This is a genomic window from Amycolatopsis sp. NPDC006125 (assembly GCF_040614195.1).
GTDB classification, from domain to species: Bacteria; Actinomycetota; Actinomycetes; order Mycobacteriales; family Pseudonocardiaceae; genus Amycolatopsis_E; species Amycolatopsis_E tucumanensis.
Genome location: NZ_JBEXTZ010000131.1, coordinates 1 through 18,536, shown reverse-complemented (window position 1 = coordinate 18,536; position 18,536 = coordinate 1). Strand labels below are relative to the sequence as shown.

Below are 18,536 nucleotides of genomic sequence, written 5' to 3'. Positions count from 1 at the left end.
GTCAAGGCGGGAAAGCGTGCCTTGACAACCCTGGTCGGCGACTAAAGATCGGCTGTGGATCGGGGGCGGGGGAGGTCTGGTTGGGGTGGTCGGTGCTGTTTCGCTGCCGGGCGGCGGTTTGTGAGTCGCTAGTCCCGGTCGTCCAGCAGTTCCGCTGGGTGCACTCCCATTGCCTCGGCCAGGCGGAAGAGCGTGTCGAGCGTGATGTTGCGCGTTGGGCGCGGGGAGCCTTGCGCGAGTCTCGAACGTTCCAGTTCGGCGATCACCGAGCGGGACACCCCCGCCCGGTCGGCGAGGTCGGCCTGGCTCAGGTCCCGGTCCCGCCGCAGCTTCCGCACGCGCGTGGCCAGGGCGCGTAGCCGGGCGTCCAGCGCCTCCTCCATCGTCACAGCGTCGCAGCCTACCAACGGTCCCGCTGAGCCGACTTTTTGTCTTTTCTATGCTACCGTGGAGGGGTGAACAGAGAACTCCCCGCCACCGGCCCCGCCTACCTCTACGACCTCGTGGCCGACGACCTGGCCCGTCGCATCGAGACGGGTGAGCTCGCGGTCAACACGCCGCTTCCGGCCGAACAGACGCTCGCCCGGCAGTACGGTGTCTCGCTCGGCACGTGCCGCCACGCGACGAAAGTCCTGCGGGATCGTGGGCTCGTGCGGACGATCCCGTCCAAGGGCACGTTCGTCGCGGAGCGGCTCAACCGCGCGGCTGTCTACTGCTTCGAGCCGTACCTCGTGGCCTAGACGACCTGCGCGCGCACCTTCCGCAGCAGCCGCACGTCCACACGCGCCGGCTCGGCGGCCAGCCAGTCGCCGATCACCTGCACGAACTGGTCCGGCGTCATCGGCGGCGCGGGCACGTCGAAGTCCTCGTCGGTGGTGATCTCGCCCGTCCGGCTCGGGTACACGATCAACGCGCCCCGGATCTCCGCGCCCGGCAACAACGCGCGGAAGGCGTCGAGAGCCTCCGGCAGCTGCGTCGCCCCGCCGCGGAAACGACGGTTGTCCCGCCACAGCTCGCCGTACTCGTCAGCCGCGTAATGACCGGGCAACCACGTCTTCGACTCGATCAACACCAGCCGCCGACCCGCCAGCACAGCGTGATCGATGTCGGCGAACACCGAACCCGGCCAGGCCAGTCCGTGGAAGATCCGCGCCCCCGGCAACCGCGTCAGGTACCGCTCCAGCAACTCCGCCGTCAGCCGCTCGCCCCACTGGTCCGGCTCCGCACCGGGCGCCCCGAACACGACCGTGCCACCGAACTCGTCATCCACCGCGCGCTCGGCCCGTGCCATCTCCCGGTGCTGCCGCACCAGCCAGATCGCCACCGCCGACGCCAGCACCAGCCACACCGCGACAGCCAGCGCGCCCGCCATGATCGGCAGCACCACCAGCAGCAACCACGCCAGCAACAAAGCCGCCGGAGCGTGCCCCGGCGCCGCCCGGTCCCCGGTCCGCGCCTTCTCCCTGGCCGCGTCCCACCACTCCAGCGCATCCGGGTCCAACACCGGCAACTCGGCCGTGAAACTCGGGTCCTCACCCAGCTTCCGCCCCGGCCGCCGCGCCCGCACCGGCGACGAGGTCGCGGCCGCGCGGTCCAGCGCCCGGTCGTACGCCGCGCGCTGCAACGGGTCCACCAGCACCTCGTAGGCCTGCCGCAACGCCTGGAACTCGTCGGGCGAACCACCGGCGTCCGGGTGCGCGGTGCGCGCCCGCTGGCGGTACGCGGACTTGATCTCCGACGTCGAGGCACGCCGGTCCACCCCGAGCAGGTCGTAGTAGCCCTCGCCACGCACGCGGTCACTTTATGTGGTCTCCGATTTCGCGCCACATGTGGCTAGAGTCAGCCGATGGTCCTCGACATCACGGACAGGCTGGGCATCCGCACCGGCCGCCACGTCGCGCCCGCCGGGCTCGCCGCGATCGTCCTCGGGGCCGCCCTCTTCGTCCTCCCACCCCACAGCACCCTCGCCGCGATCGCGCTCGCACTGGTCGGCGGCGCGGCCTTCGCGCTCGGCACCGCCCGCCGCGCGAACGGCCGGTGGTGGGCCCTCGTCGCCGGCCTGATCAGCGCGGCACTCCTCTTCGCCGCGCTGACCGTAGCCGGTCGCGGGCTCGCGCTCCGCGCCTTCGGCCAGGCCGAGACGTGCACGGTCACCGACCGCGTCATGATCGAGACCGGCGCCCGCTACCACCACTACGGCTTCGTGCACACCCTCGCCTGCGGCAGCGGCACCCTGATCATCCGCACCGACCCCGGCGACCGCGTGCCCGTCGGGACCGCGGTGCCGATCCTGACCAGCGACCTCATCGAACCGGACTTCGCCGACCGCCACCCCCTCCTGCTCGAGGTGCCCGCCGTGCTCGGGTCGATCGCGCTGACCGCCGTGCTGGTGCGGCGCTCCGTCAGGTCAGCGAACTAGGGTCCGCAGGCACGTCCACCGCGTGCCGCTGCAGCGCCTCCAACGGCACGACGTCCAGCGCCCGCTCGTGCGTCGACGCCAGCACCACCGGCGCGGCCACCCCCGCCTCGTACGCCTGCAGCCACCGCGCGGCCACCACGCACCAGCGGTCACCGGGCTGCAACCCGGGGAAGCCGTACTCGGGGCGCGGCGTGGACAGGTCGTTGCCGACCCCGCGCTGGTACTCCAGGAACTCCTTGGTCACCACGGTGCACACCGTGTGGCTGCCGAGGTCGTCGTCACCGGTGGTGCAGCACCCGTCCCGGTAGAAACCCGTCATCGGATCGGTGCCGCAGGGCTCGAGTTCGCCGCCCAGAACATTGCGATCGGTCGTCATGGCAGTCCGTGCTGTCGTATCCAATCGTCCTTGGTCAGAGCGTACTCGACGTCACCGTGTTCGGCCCCCGGAAGCGGATCCGGCCAGTCTTCGTGGAACGTGCGCACGTACCGCAAACCAGACTTCTCCATCACCCGCCGCGACCCGGTGTTCACGGCCATGGTGAACGCCACGACCCGCTCCACGTCGCCCTCGGCGAACCCGTGCGCGATCAACGCCCGCGCACCCTCGGTCGCGTACCCGCGGCCCCAGAACCGCCGCCGCAACCGGTAGCCGAGTTCCACCTCGCCGCCGCCGAGCGGGCGGAACTCGAACCAGCCGGTGAACTCGCCGCCCGCCTTCTCGACCGCGGCGAAGTACCCCTCCCGCCCGGCCACGTCGCCGGCGGCGGCGTCGCCCAGGTAACGCATGACCTCGGGGTCGCTGTCCAGGTCGGCCACGAGGTCCGCGTCGGCAGGGGTGAGGGGCCGCAGGATCAGCCGCTCGGTCTCCAGTCGCACGCCCCGATCATGCCCGGACCCGCTCCGCCGAGTCCCGCCCGGCGCTGATCGCCGTCAGGGACCGTCCCGTCGTCGGGATGGCCAGGTAGAAGATGATCAACGCGGCGAACACGTACCCGGCGGCGAGCACCAGCATCGACACGTGCGGTCCCGCCGCCGCGACCGCGACCAGCACCACCGACTGCAGCACCCCGCCGGTCTGACCGAGCCCGCCGGCCAGCGAACCACCGCTCGCGCGGGCGTGCGTCGGGAACACCTCCGCCGCGTAGGAGAAGCCGGGCACGAACAGGATCGGCCCCGCCACCTGCGTCAGCACCGACCCGAGCACCACCGCCGCCGGGTGGCCGGAGGTGACCGTGACCAGCAGCGGGCTCAGCGTCGCCAGCGCCAGGCCCAGCACGATCAGCTTCTTGCGCTCCACCCGGTCGATCACGAACGGCATGACGCAGTAGGTCGCGACCCCGGCCAGCGTCCCGATCGCCAGCAGCATCGTCCCGCTGGACAGGGACAGCCCGAACTCGGTGAGGATCGTCGGCTGGAACGTGATCGTCGCCCGCACCGACCACTGCACCCCGAACCAGAACCCGATCACCACCAGCAGCCGCTGCAGGTACGGCGGGCGGAACAGCATGCGCAGCGGGAACTTCTCGCCCGCGGTGTCCGGCGGCACGTCCGGGACCGCGGGCAGCGCGTGCCCGGCGGCCGCCACCCGGCGCTCCAGCGCGGTCGTGATGCGGTCGGCCTCGTCCAGCCGCCCGCGGGTGGCCAGCCAGCGCGGCGACTCCGGGATGATCGGCTCCCGCGTGAAGAACATCAGCACCAGCGCGACCGCCCCGATGCCGAACAGGATCCGCCACCCGACGTTTTCCATGGGCACCAGCGCGGTCGACAGGAACGCGGCGGCCACCGCGGCGACCCCGGACCAGAACACGTTGTAGGCGAGGTACTTCCCGCGCCGTGCGGCCGGGGAGAACTCCTGCACCAGCGCGGTCACCACGGCGATCCCGCCGCCGGTGGCGAACCCGGACAGCACGCGGAACACCAGCAGCGACGGCGTGTCCCAGGCGATCGCGGTCAGCAGCGCGGTCACCGTCAACGCGCCGAGGCCGAGGAAGAACGACCGCTGCCTGCCCAGGATGTCGCCCAGGAACCCGAACAGGATCGCGCCGAGCGCGGTCGCCACGAGATTGCCGGTCAGCATGACCGTCACCTGGGTTGCCGTCAGGTGGAAGTGCTCTTTCAGCACGGGCAGGGAGTAGCCGACGATCGACACGTCATAGATGTCGACGAAGTACGCGATGCCGAGGATCGCGAACGCGGCCTTCGGCAGTCCCCAGCCGGGGAGGCGGTCGATGCGGGCGTTGATCACGGCGCTGCCGCGGAGATCGGCTGGCAAGGCGGAGGTCCCTTCTTCCGGTGACGCGTCAGGCCATTACCGATCACGGCCGCGGAACCGGCAAGCGGGGTCACCGCCCCACGGAAGACAAGGAGTCGCACCGATGGTTGAGGCCATACTCGATCCGACGGGCGGGCGGCGCGCCGTCGCGCAGGGCGCCGCGGTGCTCACGCCGAACCGGCTCAAGCTGGCCGGCGCGACGATCGGGCTGCTGGAGAACACCAAGAAGAACGCGGCGCCGTTCCTCGCCGAACTGGGCAGGCTGCTCGTCGAACGGCACGGCGCGGCCGGGGTGGTCGCCCGCACCAAGACGGCGTTCGCCATGCCGATCCCCGAGGAGCAGCTGGCGGAGCTGGCGCGGACCTGCGACGCGGTGATCACCGGCGTCGGCGACTGCGGCTCGTGCAGCGCATCGGCGGTCGCGGACGGGATCGCGTTCGAGCGCCACGGCATTCCGGCGGCAGTCATTTGCAGTGACGCGTTCATCGTGACGGCGGACGCGATGGCCGGGATGCGTGACGCGACCGGCTACCGCTACGTCGTCACGCCGCACCCGGTGGCGGTGCTCGGGCCGGACGAGGTCCGCAAGCGCGCCGAGGAGGCGCTCGACGACGTCGTCGCGATTCTGACCTCGGTGGCGTCGTGACCGCGCCCGATCCCGTCGTCGCGCAGGAGGCGATCGAGTACTGCTACGAGCAGGGCTGGACCGACGGGCTGCCGGTGGTGCCCGCGTCCCGGTCGCTGGTCGATGAGTTCCTTGCACGGACCGCGCGCGCTCCGGAGGAGGTGATCGGCCGGGTCGAGCAGCTGGACCGCGAGTGCACCGTCGAGCAGGCCGCGATCAGCGCGGCGATGGCCGGGTGCCGTCCCGAGTACTTCCCGGTCGTACTGGCCGCCTGGGACGCGCTGATGCTGGACCGCGCGGCCCGCGGCGGCGGCTGGCAGAGCACGAGTGGGCCGTCGCCGATGCTCGTCGTCAACGGGCCGGTGCGCCAGGAGCTCGGGTTCAACAGCACCGGCGGCGTGTTCGGGCCCGGCTTCCGTCCGAACGCGACAGTGCCGCGCGCGATCGGTCTGATGGTGCGCAACGCGTTCGGCATCCACCCGCACGTCCTCGAACAGGCGACCCAGGGGCTGCCCGGCCGGTGGCAGATCTGCTTCGGCGAGAACGAAGAGGAAAGCCCGTGGGAGCCGCTGTCGGTGTCCGCCGGGCTCGGCGACAGGGTCAGCGCGGTCACGGCGATGCTGCTGCGCACCGTCGAGTACGTCGACAACCGGCACACCCAGGACCACGAGCAGGTGCTGTGGGACCTGGCCGACACGATGTCCCGCACCGGCGCGCTGATCTTCCGCGAGGCCTCCTACGGACTGGTGCTCGGGCCGGAACACGCCCAGCTGCTCGCCAAGAACGGGATGTCCAAACAGGACGTCCAGGCCTGGATGGTCGAGCACGTCGGCCGCGCCGGGCGGGATCTGTGGCGCGCGGGCAAGAGCCTGGGGGAGAAGCACGTGCGGGGAGCGTCCGATTCCACCGACGGCGACGACGAGTTCCAGCGGTTCCTGCCCTCGCCGCGGCACGTCCCGGTGGTCGTGGCGGGTTCCCGCAACGCGGCGATGTCGATGGTGGTGCGGGTGTTCGGCGAATGGTCCGGCAAGGCGGTGGCAGTGGAGGGAACGGCATGATCGACCAGACCGGCCTGGAGGCGATGCGCACGACGCTCGCCGCGGACGGCTACGCCCTGGACGTCGCCGAGGACGGCGGCCGGGTGGCGGTGCGGATCTCGGTGGCAGATCCGGCCGCGTGCGCGGACTGCCTGGCGCCGGAGCCGATCATGCGCGGCATCCTGCACCAGTCGCTCGGCGTGCCCGAGCAGGCGATCGACCTGACTTACCCGGGAGACCACGATGACCAGTGACCCACTGGCCGCGGCAGGTCCACTGTGGATGTCCGGCCGCCGGGCGATCGTGAGTGGTGGCGGACTGTCCGGATCGGCGGGCGGCGTCGGGTACGCGGTGAGCCGGGTGTTCGCCGCGCAGGGCGCCCGGGTCGCGGTGCTGGACCGCGATCCGGCCGCGGGCAAGCGGACGGTGGCCGACATCGAGGCCGACGGCGGCGAGGCGATCTTCATCCAGGCCGACCTGACCCGGGACGAGGACTGCGAGCACGCCGTCGCCGCCACCGCCGAGGAGTTCGGCGGTGTGGACGCGCTGGTCAACAGCGCCGCGTCGGGTGATCGCGCCGGGGTCTTCGACGTCACGCCGGAACGCTGGGACGAGCTGATCGCGCTCAACCTCAAGACGGCGTGGATGATGACGCGCCACGCGGCGGACGCGATGACCGGCGGCGGGGCGGTCGTGAACCTCTCGTCCGCGGCGGTCACCGCGGCCGGGCCCGGCACGGTGTACGGGATCGGGAAGGCCGGGGTGGAGCACTTCACGCAGGGCGCCGCCTCGACGCTCGGCCCGCGGGGGATCCGGGTGAACTGCGTGCGGGTCGGCGCGATCTGGTCCTCGATGGCGGCGCGGGACCTGCCCGAGGAGATGCGGGAGGTGCGGGCGAAGGGTGTGGCGCTGCAGACGGAGGGCACCGGGTGGGACATCGCGTACGCCGCGTTGTTCCTGGCCAGCGACCGCGCCCGGTGGGTTTCGGGCGCGGTGCTGCCGGTCGACGGCGGCGGCCCGCACCGCGCCGGTTTCCCGAGCCGTTCGGCCGACGCTGCCCGCAATCGCTAGGCGACCGTGCCCGGTGGGTTTCGGGCGTGGTTGTGCCGGTCGACGGGGCAGCCTGCGCCGGCCGGTTTTCCGAGCCGCTCGACCGACGCTGCTCGCTACCGCTAGGCGACCGCGCCTGGTGGGTGTCGGGCGCGGTGCTGCCGGTCGACGGAGGTGGCCCGCACCGGGCCGGTTTTCCGAGTCGCTCCGCCGGCGCTGCTCGTAATCGCTAGGCGGTCGCTCCGCCTGGGGAGGTCAGCGGGACCCGTCCGCCGCCTGCGTCCTTGTGGCCCGGGTCGGCGGTCGGGACCCGGTGCTGTCGACGGAGGCGGCCCGCACCGCGCCGGTTTCCCGGGCCGCTCCGCCGACGCTGCCCGCAACCGCTAGGCGGTCGCCCCGTCCGGGGAGGTCACCGGCACCCGTCCGCCGCCCGCGTCCTTGCGGCCCAGGTCGGCGGTCGGGACCCGGTAGTTGTCCCGGCCGGTCAGCACCGCGATCACGTTCACCAGGCACAGCCCCGCGGTGAAGATCGCGACGCCGACCCAGTTCGCGCTCTTGTCACCGGCGATGGCGGCGGCGATCGTCGGCGTGAACCCGGCGATCGCGAACCCGATCTGCGTGCCGATCGCCATGCCGGACAGCCTTACCCGCGCCGGGAACATCTCGCCGTAGAACGCCGGCCACACCGCGTTCGTCGCGCTGTAGACGACGCCGAACATCAGGATGCCCACGACGAACACCAGCACGTAGTTGCCCGACGCGATCGCCCCGAGGTAGGCGAAGATCAGCACCGCGCAGCCCAGCGACCCGCCGATGAACACCGGCTTGCGCCCGACCTTGTCGGCCAGCATCGCCCACAGCGGGATCGCGCCGAGCGCGACGACGTTCGCGAGCACGCCGACCCACAGCATCGGGGTGCGCTCCAGCCCGGCGGAGTTGACCGCGTAGGACAACGCGTAGACGGTGAAGATCGTGCTGACCGCGGCGATCACGGCCGCGAACACGACCCGCAGCACGTCGGCCCAGTGGTCCCGGAACAGCACCGCGACCGGCAGCTTCGCCTGCTCCTTGCCGGCCACCTCGCGCTCGAAGACCGGCGTCTCGTCCAGCTTGCGCCGGATGACGAACGCGGCGACGACCACCAGCGCGCTGGCCCAGAACGGCATCCGCCAGCCCCAGCTCTGCAGCGCGGCGGTCGGCATCGCGGCGACCGGCAGGAACACCGCGGTAGCCAGGATCTGCCCGGCCTGCGTGCCGGACAGCGTCCAGCTCGTGTAGTACGAGCGGCGGTCCTCCGGCGCGTGCTCGAGCGACATCGAGTTGGCCCCGGCCTGCTCACCGGCCGCGGACAGCCCCTGCAGCAGGCGCAGGATCACCAGCAGCACCGGGGCGAGCACGCCGACCTGCCCGTATGTCGGCAGGCAGCCGACCAGGAACGTGGACACGCCCATCAGCAGCACAGTGAAGACCAGGACCTTCTTGCGGCCGAAGCGGTCGCCGACGTGACCCAGGATGAACGCGCCGATCGGGCGGGCGACGTAGCCGACGCCGAACGTGGCCAGCGCCAGCAGCGTGCCGGCCGCCGGGTCCGAGCTGGGGAAGAAGATCTTGCCGAAGACGAGTGCGGCGGCCGTGCCGTAGATGAAGAAGTCGTAGTACTCCAGCGCGCTTCCGACCCAGGCGGCCACCGCTGCCTTGCGGGGCTTTCCGTGCTCGACCACGTCCACGCTCCTGTCGCTCCGTTGCGGACCGGATTAATGTACCGTCTGGTTACGTACCAGATGGTGAGTTAGCCGGACGAGGCTTGTCAACCCGGAGAAGGGGACGAAACGCTCAGTGCGCGGTCAGGTACTCGACCAGCAGGTCGCCGAGCATCTTGCGGTAGTGCTCGCGCCGGCCGGGGTCGAGCATGTCGCGCTTGAAGATGGCGTTGAACGTGTGCCGGTTGGCGGTGCGGAAGATGCAGAACGCGCTGATCATCATGTGCACGTCCAGCGCGTCGACGTCCTCGCGGAACGCGCCGGCGGCCCGGCCGCGTTCCAGGATGCGGGTCAGCACGTCCAGCGCGGGATTGGCGAGCGTCGACAGCACCTCGGACCGTCCGATGTGTTCGGCGTTGTGGATGTTCTCGATGCTGACCAGCCGGATGAAGTCCGGGTGCGACTCGTGGTGGTCGAAGGTCAGCTCGGCCAGCTGCCGCAGCGCCTCGACCGGGTCGAGGTGGTCGACGTCGAGCTCCTGCTCCCGGGCGCGGATGCCGGAGTAGGCGCGTTCGAGCACCGCGATGTAGAGGCCTTCCTTGCTGCCGAAGTAGTAGTAGAGCATCCGCTTGGTGGTGCGGGTCTTCGCGGCGATCTCGTTGACACGCGCCCCGGCGTAGCCCTGGTCCGCGAACTCGCGGGTCGCCACGTCGAGGATCTCGGCGCGGGTGCGCTCGGCGTCACGCAGGCGTTCGGCGCTTTCGGTCGGCATATGCGCACCGTAGGACTCACCGACTGGTTCGACCAACACCGGCCCGTGCGAGAGGAGTCCCGGCCATGAGGCGAGGGATCGCGACCGTGTGCCTGTCCGGCACGCTCGAAGACAAGCTGACCGCGGCGGCGGCCGCCGGCTTCGACGGCGTCGAGATCTTCGAGAACGACCTGATCGTCTCGCCGCTGTCGCCGGCCGAGGTCCGGCGCCGCTGCGACGACCTCGGGCTGTCGGTGGACCTGTACCAGCCGTTCCGGGACTTCGAGGCGGTGCCGCCGCCGGTGTTCGAGGCGAACCTGCGCCGCGCCGAGCGCAAGTTCGACGTGATGGAGCAGCTCGGCGCCGACACGATGCTGGTGTGCTCCTCGGTGTCGCCGGACGCGGTCGACGACGACGATCTCGCCGCCGAACAATTGCATACACTCGGTGTGCGAGCTGCTCAGCGCGGTATTCGCATTGCATACGAGGCGCTGGCGTGGGGCCGGTTCGTCGACACCTACGACCACTCGTGGCGGATCGTGCGGCGTGCCGACCACCCGGCGGTCGGCCTGTGCCTGGACAGCTTCCACGTGCTCTCCCGTGGCAGCGACCTCGCGTTGATCCGGACGATCCCGGGCGAGAAGATCTTCTTCCTGCAGCTGGCCGACGCGCCCCGGCTGCACATGGACGTCCTGCAGTGGAGCAGGCACCACCGGCTGTTCCCCGGGCAGGGCGCCTTCGACCTGACCGCGTTCGTCGGGCACGTGCTCGCCACCGGCTACTCCGGGCCGTTGTCGCTGGAGGTCTTCAACGACGTGTTCCGGCAGGCCGACCCGGGGCGCGCGGCGGTAGACGCGATGCGGTCGCTGCTCGGGCTGGAGGAATCGCTGGGCGAGCCCGCGATCGCCGCGCCGGAACTGACCGGGCACGCGTTCACTGAGCTGGCCGTGGACGAGACCACCGGCCCGCGACTGGCCGCGGCGCTGACCGCCATGGGGTTCGCGCGCACCGGGCAGCACCGGTCGAAGCCCGTGCAGCTGTGGACCCAGGGCGAGGCGCGGGTGTTGTTGAACGCGACCGGCGGGCCCACCGAGATCAGCGCGCTGGCGGTGGAGAGCGCGGACCCGGTGCGTTCGGCGGAGCGGGCGGAGTCCTTCCACGCGCCCGTGCTGCCCCGCGAGCACCGCGCCGGCGAGGCGGACCTCTCCGCGGTGGCCGCCCCGGACGGCACGGCCGTGTTCTTCTGCCGCGAGGGCTGGCTCTCGGACTTCACGCCGACCGGCGAGACGGCCGCGGGCGCCGGGTTGCTGGGCACCGACCACGTGTCGCTGAGCCAGCCGTTCGACAACTTCGACGAGGCCGCGTTGTTCTACCGCACGGTGCTCGGCCTGCACCCGGAGATGCCGACGGAGTTCGCCGCGCCGTTCGGGCTGATCCGCAGCCGTGCGGTGACCAACCCGTCCAACACGGTGCGGATCGCGCTGAACGTGGCGCTGCTGCGCCGCGGCGAGTGGGCGCCCGGCGTGCCCGACCCGCAGCACATCCTTCACCAGCGACGACGTGCTGGCCACGGCCAAGGCGATGCACGCGGCCGGCGCGCCGCTGCTGGAGATCCCGGGCAACTACTACGACGACCTGGACGCCCGGCTGGCCCCGCCGCCGGACCTGCTCGCCGCCCTGCGCGAGTACTCGGTGCTCTACGACCGCGACGAGGACGGCGAGTTCCTGCACTTCTACACCGAGGTGCTGGGTTCGCGGGTGTTCTTCGAGGTGGTCCAGCGCATCGGCGGCTACCGCGGTTACGGGGCCGCCAACGCGCCGGTGCGGATGGCCGCGCACCGGCGGTTGCGGCTGGCGCGTCAGTCCGGCTGAGCGAAGACCTCGGGGTAGGCGGTGAACACCGGGTTCGCCGCCACCCAGTCCCACAGCTCGCCGGTGAGGTCGCCATAGATCTCGGCTTCCACCATGTCCGCGCACTCGCCGCCGCGCTCGAGCAGGGCAGCGCCGCGGTCGTTGTGCGCGAAGGCGGCGTCCACGTCGGTGTACTCCTCGATGACGACGTAGCTGCCCGGCTCCCCGGAGAACCACCGGTAGGTCAGTGTGCCCGGCTCGGTCGCGGCCTGGTCGCGCAGCGCGCGGGCGACCTCCTCGAACCCCTGCTCGTCGTGGACGTCGAACCGGGCGCGCACGTAGAAGCTCATGACCGCATCCAACCAGTGAACCGGCCCATCCGGTCCCGCTTCGGCGCCGAACAAAGGGCGTCGGTGTGAGGGAGGATGACGGCATGGACGATCCGGTCCGGGCGATGCGCCCGGCCGCGCCGGGGCAGGCGGGCCCCTCGCCCGAGGACCTGATGGCTCAGGTCGCGCGGGGGAGCGAGGCGGCGTTCGAGCAGCTCTACGACGTGGTGGCCGGCCCGGTGTTCGGCGTGGTGCGGCGGGTGGTGCGCGACGTGGCCCAGTCCGAGGAGGTCGCGCAGGAAGTGCTGGTCGAACTGTGGCGCACCGCCGCGCGGTACGACCGTGGGCAGGGCAGCGTGCTGAACTGGTCGCTGACCCTGGCGCACCGCCGCGCGGTCGACCGGGTGCGGTCGGCGCAGGCGCGCACCGACCGCGAGCAGCGGGCCGGTGCGATGGCGCCGGGGCGGGAGTTCGACGAGGTGCTGGAGGCGGTCACCGCTCGCCTGGAGCGGGAGCAGGTGCGCCGCTGCCTGAACGGGCTGACCGAGCTGCAACGCGAGTCGATCATGCTGGCCTACTACGGCGGCCACACCTACCCGGAGGTCGCGGACCTGCTGCAGAGTCCACTTGGGACGGTCAAGACGAGGATGCGGGACGGGCTGATCCGCCTGCGCGACTGCCTGGGGGTGACGCGGTGAACCCGGACGTCCACACGCTGACCGGGGCCTACGCCCTCGACGCGCTCGACGAGCTGGAGCGGCGCCGGTTCGAGGAGCACCTGGCCGAGTGCGCGGACTGCGAGCGCGAGGTGGCCGAACTGCGCGCGACGACGGCCCGGCTCGGGGCGGCGGTGTCCGAGACGCCGCCCGTGGCGCTGCGGGACCGGGTGCTGCGGGACGTGCGCCAGGTCCGGCAGGAGTCACCAGGCCGCCGGGCGCCGACGCGGGGTTCCCGTAACTGGACGACGCGGTTCCTCGCGGCGGCGGCCGTGATCGCGATCGCCGTCGCGGCGGTGGCCGGGGTGCTCGCGGTGCGGGCGGAGCGGCAGCTGGAGACCGCCCAGGAGCAGTACGCGGCGGTGACGCGGCTGTTGTCGGCGCCCGACGCGCAGACCCTGAACGGCGCGGACGCGGGCATCCCGGGCGAGGCGCGGATGGTGATGTCGCCCAGCCAGGACCGGGCGATGCTGATGATGACCGGCATGCCCGACCAGCCGGCCGACGTGACGTACCAGGCGTGGACGATCGACGCGGCGGGCCCGCACCCGGCGGGGGTGATGGGGCACGCCGGAACGACCGGGGCGCCGCTGATGCTGGCGGGCCTGGCGGGGGTGCGCACGGTCGCCGTGACGATCGAACCCGCCGGCGGCTCGGAGCAGCCGACCAGCGCGCCGGTGGTGCTGTTCACGATGCCGGCGTGACGGTGCCCGGTGGCCGGGGTGCTCCGGCCACCGGGCCATCAGCACTGGCCAACACCCGACAGCGCTGGCGCCGGCGACCGGGAGATGACCGCTGCAAGCGGCGTCGTCCGATGAGGGGGCCGAGCCCGGATCGCCACCACGCCGGCCACGCCCCGGGCCGCCCCGCGACGGCCATCGCCACCGGCATCGAGTCGAAGAAGGAGTCCCGGCGCGTCACGCGGCCATCGGCGGTCAGCCACAGCTCGTCCACCGCGCGGAAGGCGAGCGGCTTGCCGCGCAGGGTTCCGCTCAGCCGCAGCTCGATGAACAGCCGGTCCTCCCGTCCGGCCCACGACAGCACCTCGCCCCGCAGGTCAGGCAGGAACCCGAGCAGCCGTTCGGCCTCCTGCCCCCACGCCTGCCTGCCCCGCGTCGGCGGCACCATCGGCTGGTTCAGCTCGACGTCCTCCGCGAGCAGTGCGTCCCACGCCTGCCGGTGTGGCCGCGCCCAGCCCTCGGCGAAGGCCGCCACGGCCTTCTCGTGCACGGCGGTCCAGTCGGTCATCGTCGACCTCCTTCTTGCAACGGTTGCAAGAAGTGTACGGTTCGAAAACCGGGCAGGCTGAACTACCCTCGAATTCGTGCCAGTCGACGTGCGCACCGAAATCGTGGTCGCGCTGCCCCGGGAAAAGGTGGCGTCCTACGCGGGCGACCCGTCGAACGCGCCCGAGTGGTACGCCAACATCCTGGACGTCGAATGGGAAACCCGCCCACCGCTGCGCGAGGGCACCCGGCTCGGATTCGTGGCGCGTTTTCTCGGCCGGACCCTGCGGTACACGTACGAGGTGATCGAACTCGTGCCCGGCGAACGGCTCGTGATGCGCACCGCGCAGGGCCCGTTCCCCATGGAAACCACCTACAGCTGGGAATCCCTGGACGCGCACAGCACTCGGATGGTCTTGCGCAACCGCGGCGAGCCGAGCGGATTCGCGAAGGTGGGCGCCCGCGTGATGGCCGCCGCGGTGGAACGCGCGAATCGCAAGGATCTGCGCAGGCTGAAGAACCTGCTCGAAACGGGACGGCCCTAGTGCGCCGCCACCCCGTTTCCTCCAGTGCGCTCGCGGCGGTCGGGTACGACGCGGCACGGCGCATTCTGGAGGTGGAATTCCTGCACCACGGCATTTACCGGTACCTGGGCGTGGAAAGCGCTATCTACCGCGCGTTGCTGGCCGCGGAGAGCAAGGGCCGCTACTTCCAGGCCCGCATCCGCGACCGCTACCCGCACGAGCGGCTCGCCTGAACCGTTCGCCGTCCGTTCGCCTGCGCGTCGTCTGCGGTCCCCGCCCGGGTCGGAATCGGCGGTTTTGATCCCTTCGCACGGTTCCCACCACAGGAGGTCGTCATGGCTCCACTTTCCCGGCGTGATCTGCTGCGCACCGGCGCGGCGAGCGGTCTGGGCGTCATCGTCGCGGGCAGCGTCGACGCGATCGCGGCGCCCGCCGCGGCCGCGGAGGTCACCCGCGCCACCGGCTACGGCCCCCTCGTCGACGACCCCGCCGGCCTGCTGGCGCTGCCGAAGGGCTTCCGGTACAAGGTGATCGCGCAGTCCGGCGTGACGAAGCTGGAGACCGGTGAATTCACCCCGAGCGACCCCGACGGCATGGCGTGCTTCCGCAGCGGCCGGGACTTCGTGCTGATCAACAACCACGAGATCGGCGGCAGCGAGCCGCACCGCACGCCCGCGCTGGCCGGCCTCACCTACGACCCGGGCGCGGGCGGCGGCACGACGACCATCGTGGTGGACCGGGAGGGCAACCGGAAGAGCGAGTACGTCAGCCTGGCCGGCACGCACAACAACTGCGCGGGCGGCGAAACCCCCTGGGGCACATGGCTGACCTGCGAGGAGACCGAGCAGCGCGCCGGTGGCGTGTACCAGAAGGACCACGGTTACGTGTTCGAGGTGGACGCGTTCGACCGCGACGCGAACCTCGAGCCGGTCCCGCTGAAGTTCCTCGGCCGCTACTCGCACGAGGCCGTTGCCGTCGACCCGAAGACCAGCGAGATCTACCTGACCGAGGACGCGAGCGGGCCGAACGGCCTGTACTTCCGGTGGGTGCCGCCGAAGGGTTTCCGCGGGGGCAAGGGCGCGCTGCGGGCGCTGGCGTTGTCCGAGGGCGGCGACACCGCGGGCCGGCTGCAGGCGATGAGCGCGTTCAAGGGCAGCAGGCACATCGGCGACCTGTCGGAGGCGACCACGCCCGGCACCCGCTACAAGGTCCGGTGGGTCGACGTGCCCGACCGGGACGCGCGGACCGTGTCGGTGCGCAAGCAGTTCGAGCCGGGCCAGGTGACCCACAGCCGCAAGCTGGAGGGCGCCTACTGGGGTGACGGCGGGGCGTACTTCGTCGCAAGCTACGCCCGGATCAGCGACGGCAGCGTCAACGAGCACGACGGCCAGGTGTGGTTCTACGACCCGCGCGCGGAGACGATCGAGCTGAAGACGATCTACGGCGTGAACCCCGACCCGGAGGCCGACACCGACTACGACGGGCCGGACAACATCACCGTGTCCCCGCACGGCGGCCTGATCCTCGCCGAGGACGGGGAGGGCCTGAGCCACCTCGTCGGCGTCACGCGGGACGGCAAGTCCTACCCGCTGGCGCGCAACGACCTCAACGACAGCGAGTTCACCGGGCCGGTGTTCAGTCAGGACGGGCGGATCCTGTTCGCCTGCATCCAGAGCCCCGGCCACGTCTTCGCGATCACCGGCCCATGGGGCGACTGCTGAGCGGGTGATCCAGCTCATCACCGCTGGAGCCTCACACCGGTGTGAAGCTCTAGTTTCGGCGGCATGAGCGTTTTCGTCGTACACCGCAACGGCCGTCCGGCCACCACCGAGGATCTGGCCCCGCTCGCCTTCGCCGGGTACGCCCACTTCACGGCGATGCAGGTGCGCGGCGGCCGGATCCGCGGCCTCGACCTGCACCTGAACCGGCTGCGTGCCGCGTCGGCCGAGCTGTTCGGCCGGGCGCTGGCCGACGACGTGGTGCTCGCGCACCTGCGGGCCGCGTTGCGTGAGGGACCGGAGGACGTCTCGCTGGGCGCCACCGTGTACTCGCCGGAGTTCTCGACGGCGGACGCCGCGCCCGAGTTGCTGGTCCGCACCGGACCGGCCACCGACGGCCCGGCCGGACCGTTGAGCCTGGCGACGTTCGAGTACGAGCGGGTCCTGCCCGCGTTCAAGCACGTCGGCGAGGTGGCCAAGACCTACTTCCCGCGGCAGGCGGTGGCGCGCGGCTTCGACGACGCCGCGTTCGTCGACCGCCACGGCCGGCTCACCGAGGCGTCCATCTGGAACCTGGCGTTCTGGGACGGCGCCTCGGTGGTCTGGCCCGAGGCGCCGGTCCTGGGCGGCATCACGATGGGCATCCTGCGGCGGCAACTCGACCGGCTCGGCGTGCCGCAGCGATCGCAGGTCCTGACCACGGCCGATCTGCGTGACCTGCGCGGCGCGGTGGTCATGAACTCCTGGACACCCGGCGTGGCGGTGCGCCGGATCGACGACGTGGAGCTGGCCACGCCGGAGTCCTTTGTGGAGCTGTTGCACCGCGCGTACGCGGAGGAGCCGCTGGTCGCCCCGTGACGGCGGTCAGCGCGCGAACCGCCGGGCGAACTCCGCCACACCGGTCGGCCGGACAGCGGGGTAGCGGTCGTTGTCGAGCGGGTCGAGCTTGGCCTTCCCGGTGACCATGGCCCAGACGTACTGAAGGGCGACGAAGTCCGCGGGGCCGGTCGCGACGGCCCGGCGCCGCCGGATCTCGGCCTCCAGTTCGCCGACGTCGCCGCGCACGCGGAGTTCGAGACGCCTACCCGAGCCACGCTGCAGCGCGTCGTGGAACTCCTTCATCGTGAGCACGTCCCCGGCGACGCGGACCGGCCGCCCGGCGACGGCCGGATCGAGCGCCGCTTCGGCGGTGTACTCCGCGGTGTCCGCCACCGTGGTGAAGTCGCAGGGCTGGTCGCCGTCGCCCCAGTAGGCGAAGGTGTCGTTGTCCCAGTCGACGATCTCCAGGAACGGCGCGGTCATCACCTCGGTGAACGCGCCGTTCAGGACCGACGTCACCTGTACGTGGGTGCCGTCGAACGCCTGGTGAGCCCGGCGCCGGTGGTCGAGGAAGACGTTGTCGCCGTCGTCCAGGCGGAACAGGTCGACGGCGAAGTCCGACGGGATCAGGCGCGGCACTCCGGCCTTCTCGGCGGCGCGCAGCAGAGCCGTCTGCCCGTCGACCACGACGTCTTCCCCGCCCTGCAGAGCGGAAATCGCGACGTCCGCGCCTTCGAGTGACCGGGCGAGGCGTTCCGGCCCGTCGGTGAGCGAGCCTTCGGCGATCGTCACGCCCTTGTCCGCGAGCGCTTCGACCGTCTCCCGCTTGCTGGAGGGCCGGACCAGCGCCCGGACGCGGACGTCGCGCCGGAGCAGGCTGTCCACGATCGCGCCGCCGAGCATGCCGGTCGCCCCGGCCACGAAAACCTCTGTCACTGCCGTTCCTCTCGTCACGTTGACGTGTCCGGCGTCGAAGCTAATCCTTGAAATCAGTTACAAGGTCAAGTCGCGGAGGCGGACGGATGCGCATCGGAGAGCTCGCGCGGCGAACCGGGGTGGACGAGCAGCTGCTGCGGTACTACGAGAAGCAGGGGTTGCTCCAGCCGGCGCGGACGCCGAACGGTTACCGCGACTACGCGGAGGACGACGTGACGGCGGTGCGCCGCATCCGGGAGCTGCTCGCGGCCGGGCTGACGACGGCCGGCATAGCCGAGATCGGGACATGCGTGCGGGGCGAACCGCCGACCCCCGCCTGCGACGGCGTGCTGGAGCGACTGCGCGCGGAACGATCCCGCATCGACGCGACGATCGCCCGGCTGCAAGGCGCACGGACGGCACTGGACACGGTGATCGAGCGCCGCCAGGACGCCTGACGCACGGCGGGCGCCGTCGAGCGACTTCGCGGTGGGCCCGGAGAGACTCGAACTCTCACTGGCATGGACCTACTTTCTCGTCGTTTTGCGGTGTCCTATGGCGGTTTGTGTCGTTCCAAATTGCCT

23 protein-coding genes and 1 pseudogene are annotated in these 18,536 nt (G+C 71.5%); 14 read left to right on the top strand and 10 right to left on the bottom strand.

Annotated features, from left to right (window positions below):
• Positions 1-128: 128 nt before the first annotated feature.
• Entirely contained in the window at positions 129-383 is a 255-nt protein-coding gene (locus tag ABZ193_RS39115) for a helix-turn-helix transcriptional regulator (RefSeq protein ID WP_237338848.1), read from the bottom strand.
• Positions 384-455: 72 nt separating this feature from the next.
• Here ABZ193_RS39115 and ABZ193_RS39110 point away from each other — a divergent pair, with 72 nt between their 5' ends.
• Positions 456-740: a winged helix-turn-helix domain-containing protein gene (locus ABZ193_RS39110; protein ID WP_237338795.1), complete on the top strand. Its 285-nt coding sequence runs from the start codon at positions 456-458 to the stop codon at positions 738-740.
• On the opposite strand, the gene ABZ193_RS39105 is transcribed toward ABZ193_RS39110, so the two are convergent.
• Positions 737-1,792: a DnaJ domain-containing protein gene (locus tag ABZ193_RS39105; protein ID WP_237338796.1), complete on the bottom strand. Its 1,056-nt coding sequence runs from the start codon at positions 1,790-1,792 to the stop codon at positions 737-739. The two genes, ABZ193_RS39110 and ABZ193_RS39105, sit on opposite strands and share 4 nt — an antisense overlap.
• A gap of 54 nt (positions 1,793-1,846) precedes the next feature.
• Between ABZ193_RS39105 and ABZ193_RS39100 the strand changes: the two genes are divergently transcribed.
• Positions 1,847-2,419, top strand: coding sequence for a hypothetical protein (locus ABZ193_RS39100; RefSeq protein WP_237338797.1), 573 nt, complete (start codon positions 1,847-1,849; stop codon positions 2,417-2,419).
• Here ABZ193_RS39100 and ABZ193_RS39095 read toward each other — a convergent pair.
• Genes ABZ193_RS39095 through ABZ193_RS39085 form a run of 3 tightly spaced genes read right to left on the bottom strand, consistent with a single transcriptional unit; the run spans position 2,403 to position 4,691 of the window.
• Positions 2,403-2,795 (bottom strand): DUF2237 domain-containing protein, encoded by a 393-nt coding sequence (locus ABZ193_RS39095; protein ID WP_020421547.1) that lies wholly within the window; start codon positions 2,793-2,795, stop codon positions 2,403-2,405. The genes ABZ193_RS39100 and ABZ193_RS39095 overlap by 17 nt on opposite strands.
• Positions 2,792-3,295 carry a GNAT family N-acetyltransferase gene (locus ABZ193_RS39090; protein ID WP_237338798.1) on the bottom strand — a complete coding sequence of 168 codons (504 nt, stop codon included), beginning with the start codon at positions 3,293-3,295 and terminating at the stop codon, positions 2,792-2,794. Before ABZ193_RS39090 ends, ABZ193_RS39095 begins: the two co-directional genes overlap by 4 nt.
• Before the next feature lie 7 nt (positions 3,296-3,302).
• Entirely contained in the window at positions 3,303-4,691 is a 1,389-nt protein-coding gene (locus tag ABZ193_RS39085) for an MFS transporter (RefSeq protein WP_039791861.1), read from the bottom strand.
• Positions 4,692-4,794: 103 nt separating this feature from the next.
• On the opposite strand from ABZ193_RS39085, the gene ABZ193_RS39080 reads away from it, so the two are divergent.
• From ABZ193_RS39080 to ABZ193_RS39065, 4 genes are read left to right on the top strand one after another with little or no spacing between them, the layout of a single operon-like run.
• Positions 4,795-5,337, top strand: a complete 543-nt coding sequence (locus ABZ193_RS39080) for a UGSC family (seleno)protein (RefSeq protein ID WP_020421544.1) — start codon at positions 4,795-4,797, stop codon at positions 5,335-5,337.
• Complete coding sequence (locus tag ABZ193_RS39075) at positions 5,334-6,374, top strand: hypothetical protein (protein WP_237338799.1); 1,041 nt, start codon at positions 5,334-5,336, stop codon at positions 6,372-6,374. Before ABZ193_RS39080 ends, ABZ193_RS39075 begins: the two co-directional genes overlap by 4 nt.
• On the top strand, positions 6,371-6,607 hold the full coding sequence (locus ABZ193_RS39070; RefSeq protein WP_354713725.1) for a hypothetical protein: 237 nt from the start codon (positions 6,371-6,373) through the stop codon (positions 6,605-6,607). Before ABZ193_RS39075 ends, ABZ193_RS39070 begins: the two co-directional genes overlap by 4 nt.
• Positions 6,597-7,424, top strand: a complete 828-nt coding sequence (locus ABZ193_RS39065) for an SDR family oxidoreductase (RefSeq protein ID WP_354713723.1) — start codon at positions 6,597-6,599, stop codon at positions 7,422-7,424. Before ABZ193_RS39070 ends, ABZ193_RS39065 begins: the two co-directional genes overlap by 11 nt.
• A 362-nt stretch (positions 7,425-7,786) precedes the next feature.
• Here the strand turns inward: ABZ193_RS39065 and ABZ193_RS39060 are convergent, their stop codons facing one another.
• Both ABZ193_RS39060 and ABZ193_RS39055 read right to left on the bottom strand, forming a co-directional pair.
• Positions 7,787-9,124 carry an MFS transporter gene (locus ABZ193_RS39060; RefSeq protein WP_237338801.1) on the bottom strand — a complete coding sequence of 446 codons (1,338 nt, stop codon included), beginning with the start codon at positions 9,122-9,124 and terminating at the stop codon, positions 7,787-7,789.
• Positions 9,125-9,236: 112 nt separating this feature from the next.
• Entirely contained in the window at positions 9,237-9,875 is a 639-nt protein-coding gene (locus ABZ193_RS39055) for a TetR/AcrR family transcriptional regulator (protein WP_020421539.1), read from the bottom strand.
• 65 nt (positions 9,876-9,940) lie between these two features.
• On the opposite strand from ABZ193_RS39055, the pseudogene ABZ193_RS39050 reads away from it, so the two are divergent.
• Positions 9,941-11,726: pseudogene (locus tag ABZ193_RS39050) on the top strand (TIM barrel protein).
• Here the strand turns inward: ABZ193_RS39050 and ABZ193_RS39045 are convergent.
• The gene (locus ABZ193_RS39045; RefSeq protein ID WP_354713721.1) at positions 11,714-12,055 is read right to left on the bottom strand and encodes an antibiotic biosynthesis monooxygenase family protein; all 342 of its coding nucleotides are present in this window, start codon (positions 12,053-12,055) and stop codon (positions 11,714-11,716) included. The pseudogene ABZ193_RS39050 and the gene ABZ193_RS39045 sit on opposite strands and share 13 nt — an antisense overlap.
• A gap of 83 nt (positions 12,056-12,138) precedes the next feature.
• Between ABZ193_RS39045 and sigK the strand changes: the two genes are divergently transcribed.
• Positions 12,139-12,732 (top strand): ECF RNA polymerase sigma factor SigK, encoded by a 594-nt coding sequence (gene sigK / locus ABZ193_RS39040; protein WP_354713719.1) that lies wholly within the window; start codon positions 12,139-12,141, stop codon positions 12,730-12,732.
• Positions 12,729-13,454 (top strand): anti-sigma factor, encoded by a 726-nt coding sequence (locus ABZ193_RS39035; RefSeq protein WP_354713718.1) that lies wholly within the window; start codon positions 12,729-12,731, stop codon positions 13,452-13,454. Before sigK ends, ABZ193_RS39035 begins: the two co-directional genes overlap by 4 nt.
• Here ABZ193_RS39035 and ABZ193_RS39030 read toward each other — a convergent pair.
• Positions 13,438-13,998, bottom strand: a complete 561-nt coding sequence (locus ABZ193_RS39030; protein ID WP_354713716.1) for a nuclear transport factor 2 family protein — start codon at positions 13,996-13,998, stop codon at positions 13,438-13,440. The genes ABZ193_RS39035 and ABZ193_RS39030 overlap by 17 nt on opposite strands.
• Positions 13,999-14,074: 76 nt before the next feature.
• Here ABZ193_RS39030 and ABZ193_RS39025 point away from each other — a divergent pair, with 76 nt between their 5' ends.
• From ABZ193_RS39025 to ABZ193_RS39010, 4 genes are all read left to right on the top strand, one after another.
• Positions 14,075-14,521: an SRPBCC family protein gene (locus ABZ193_RS39025; protein WP_027936376.1), complete on the top strand. Its 447-nt coding sequence runs from the start codon at positions 14,075-14,077 to the stop codon at positions 14,519-14,521.
• Positions 14,521-14,733, top strand: a complete 213-nt coding sequence (locus ABZ193_RS39020; RefSeq protein ID WP_354713714.1) for a KTSC domain-containing protein — start codon at positions 14,521-14,523, stop codon at positions 14,731-14,733. Before ABZ193_RS39025 ends, ABZ193_RS39020 begins: the two co-directional genes overlap by 1 nt.
• A gap of 102 nt (positions 14,734-14,835) precedes the next feature.
• Positions 14,836-16,221: an alkaline phosphatase PhoX gene (locus ABZ193_RS39015; protein ID WP_354713712.1), complete on the top strand. Its 1,386-nt coding sequence runs from the start codon at positions 14,836-14,838 to the stop codon at positions 16,219-16,221.
• 63 nt (positions 16,222-16,284) lie between these two features.
• Positions 16,285-17,076 (top strand): aminotransferase class IV family protein, encoded by a 792-nt coding sequence (locus ABZ193_RS39010; RefSeq protein WP_237338809.1) that lies wholly within the window; start codon positions 16,285-16,287, stop codon positions 17,074-17,076.
• 6 nt (positions 17,077-17,082) lie between these two features.
• Here ABZ193_RS39010 and ABZ193_RS39005 read toward each other — a convergent pair whose 3' ends face one another.
• A complete protein-coding gene (locus ABZ193_RS39005) occupies positions 17,083-17,973 on the bottom strand; it encodes an NmrA family NAD(P)-binding protein (RefSeq protein ID WP_237338810.1) in 891 nt (296 codons plus the stop codon).
• Between the two features lie 86 nt (positions 17,974-18,059).
• On the opposite strand from ABZ193_RS39005, the gene ABZ193_RS39000 reads away from it, so the two are divergent.
• Complete coding sequence (locus ABZ193_RS39000; RefSeq protein ID WP_020421528.1) at positions 18,060-18,410, top strand: MerR family transcriptional regulator; 351 nt, start codon at positions 18,060-18,062, stop codon at positions 18,408-18,410.
• Positions 18,411-18,536: the final 126 nt, after the last annotated feature.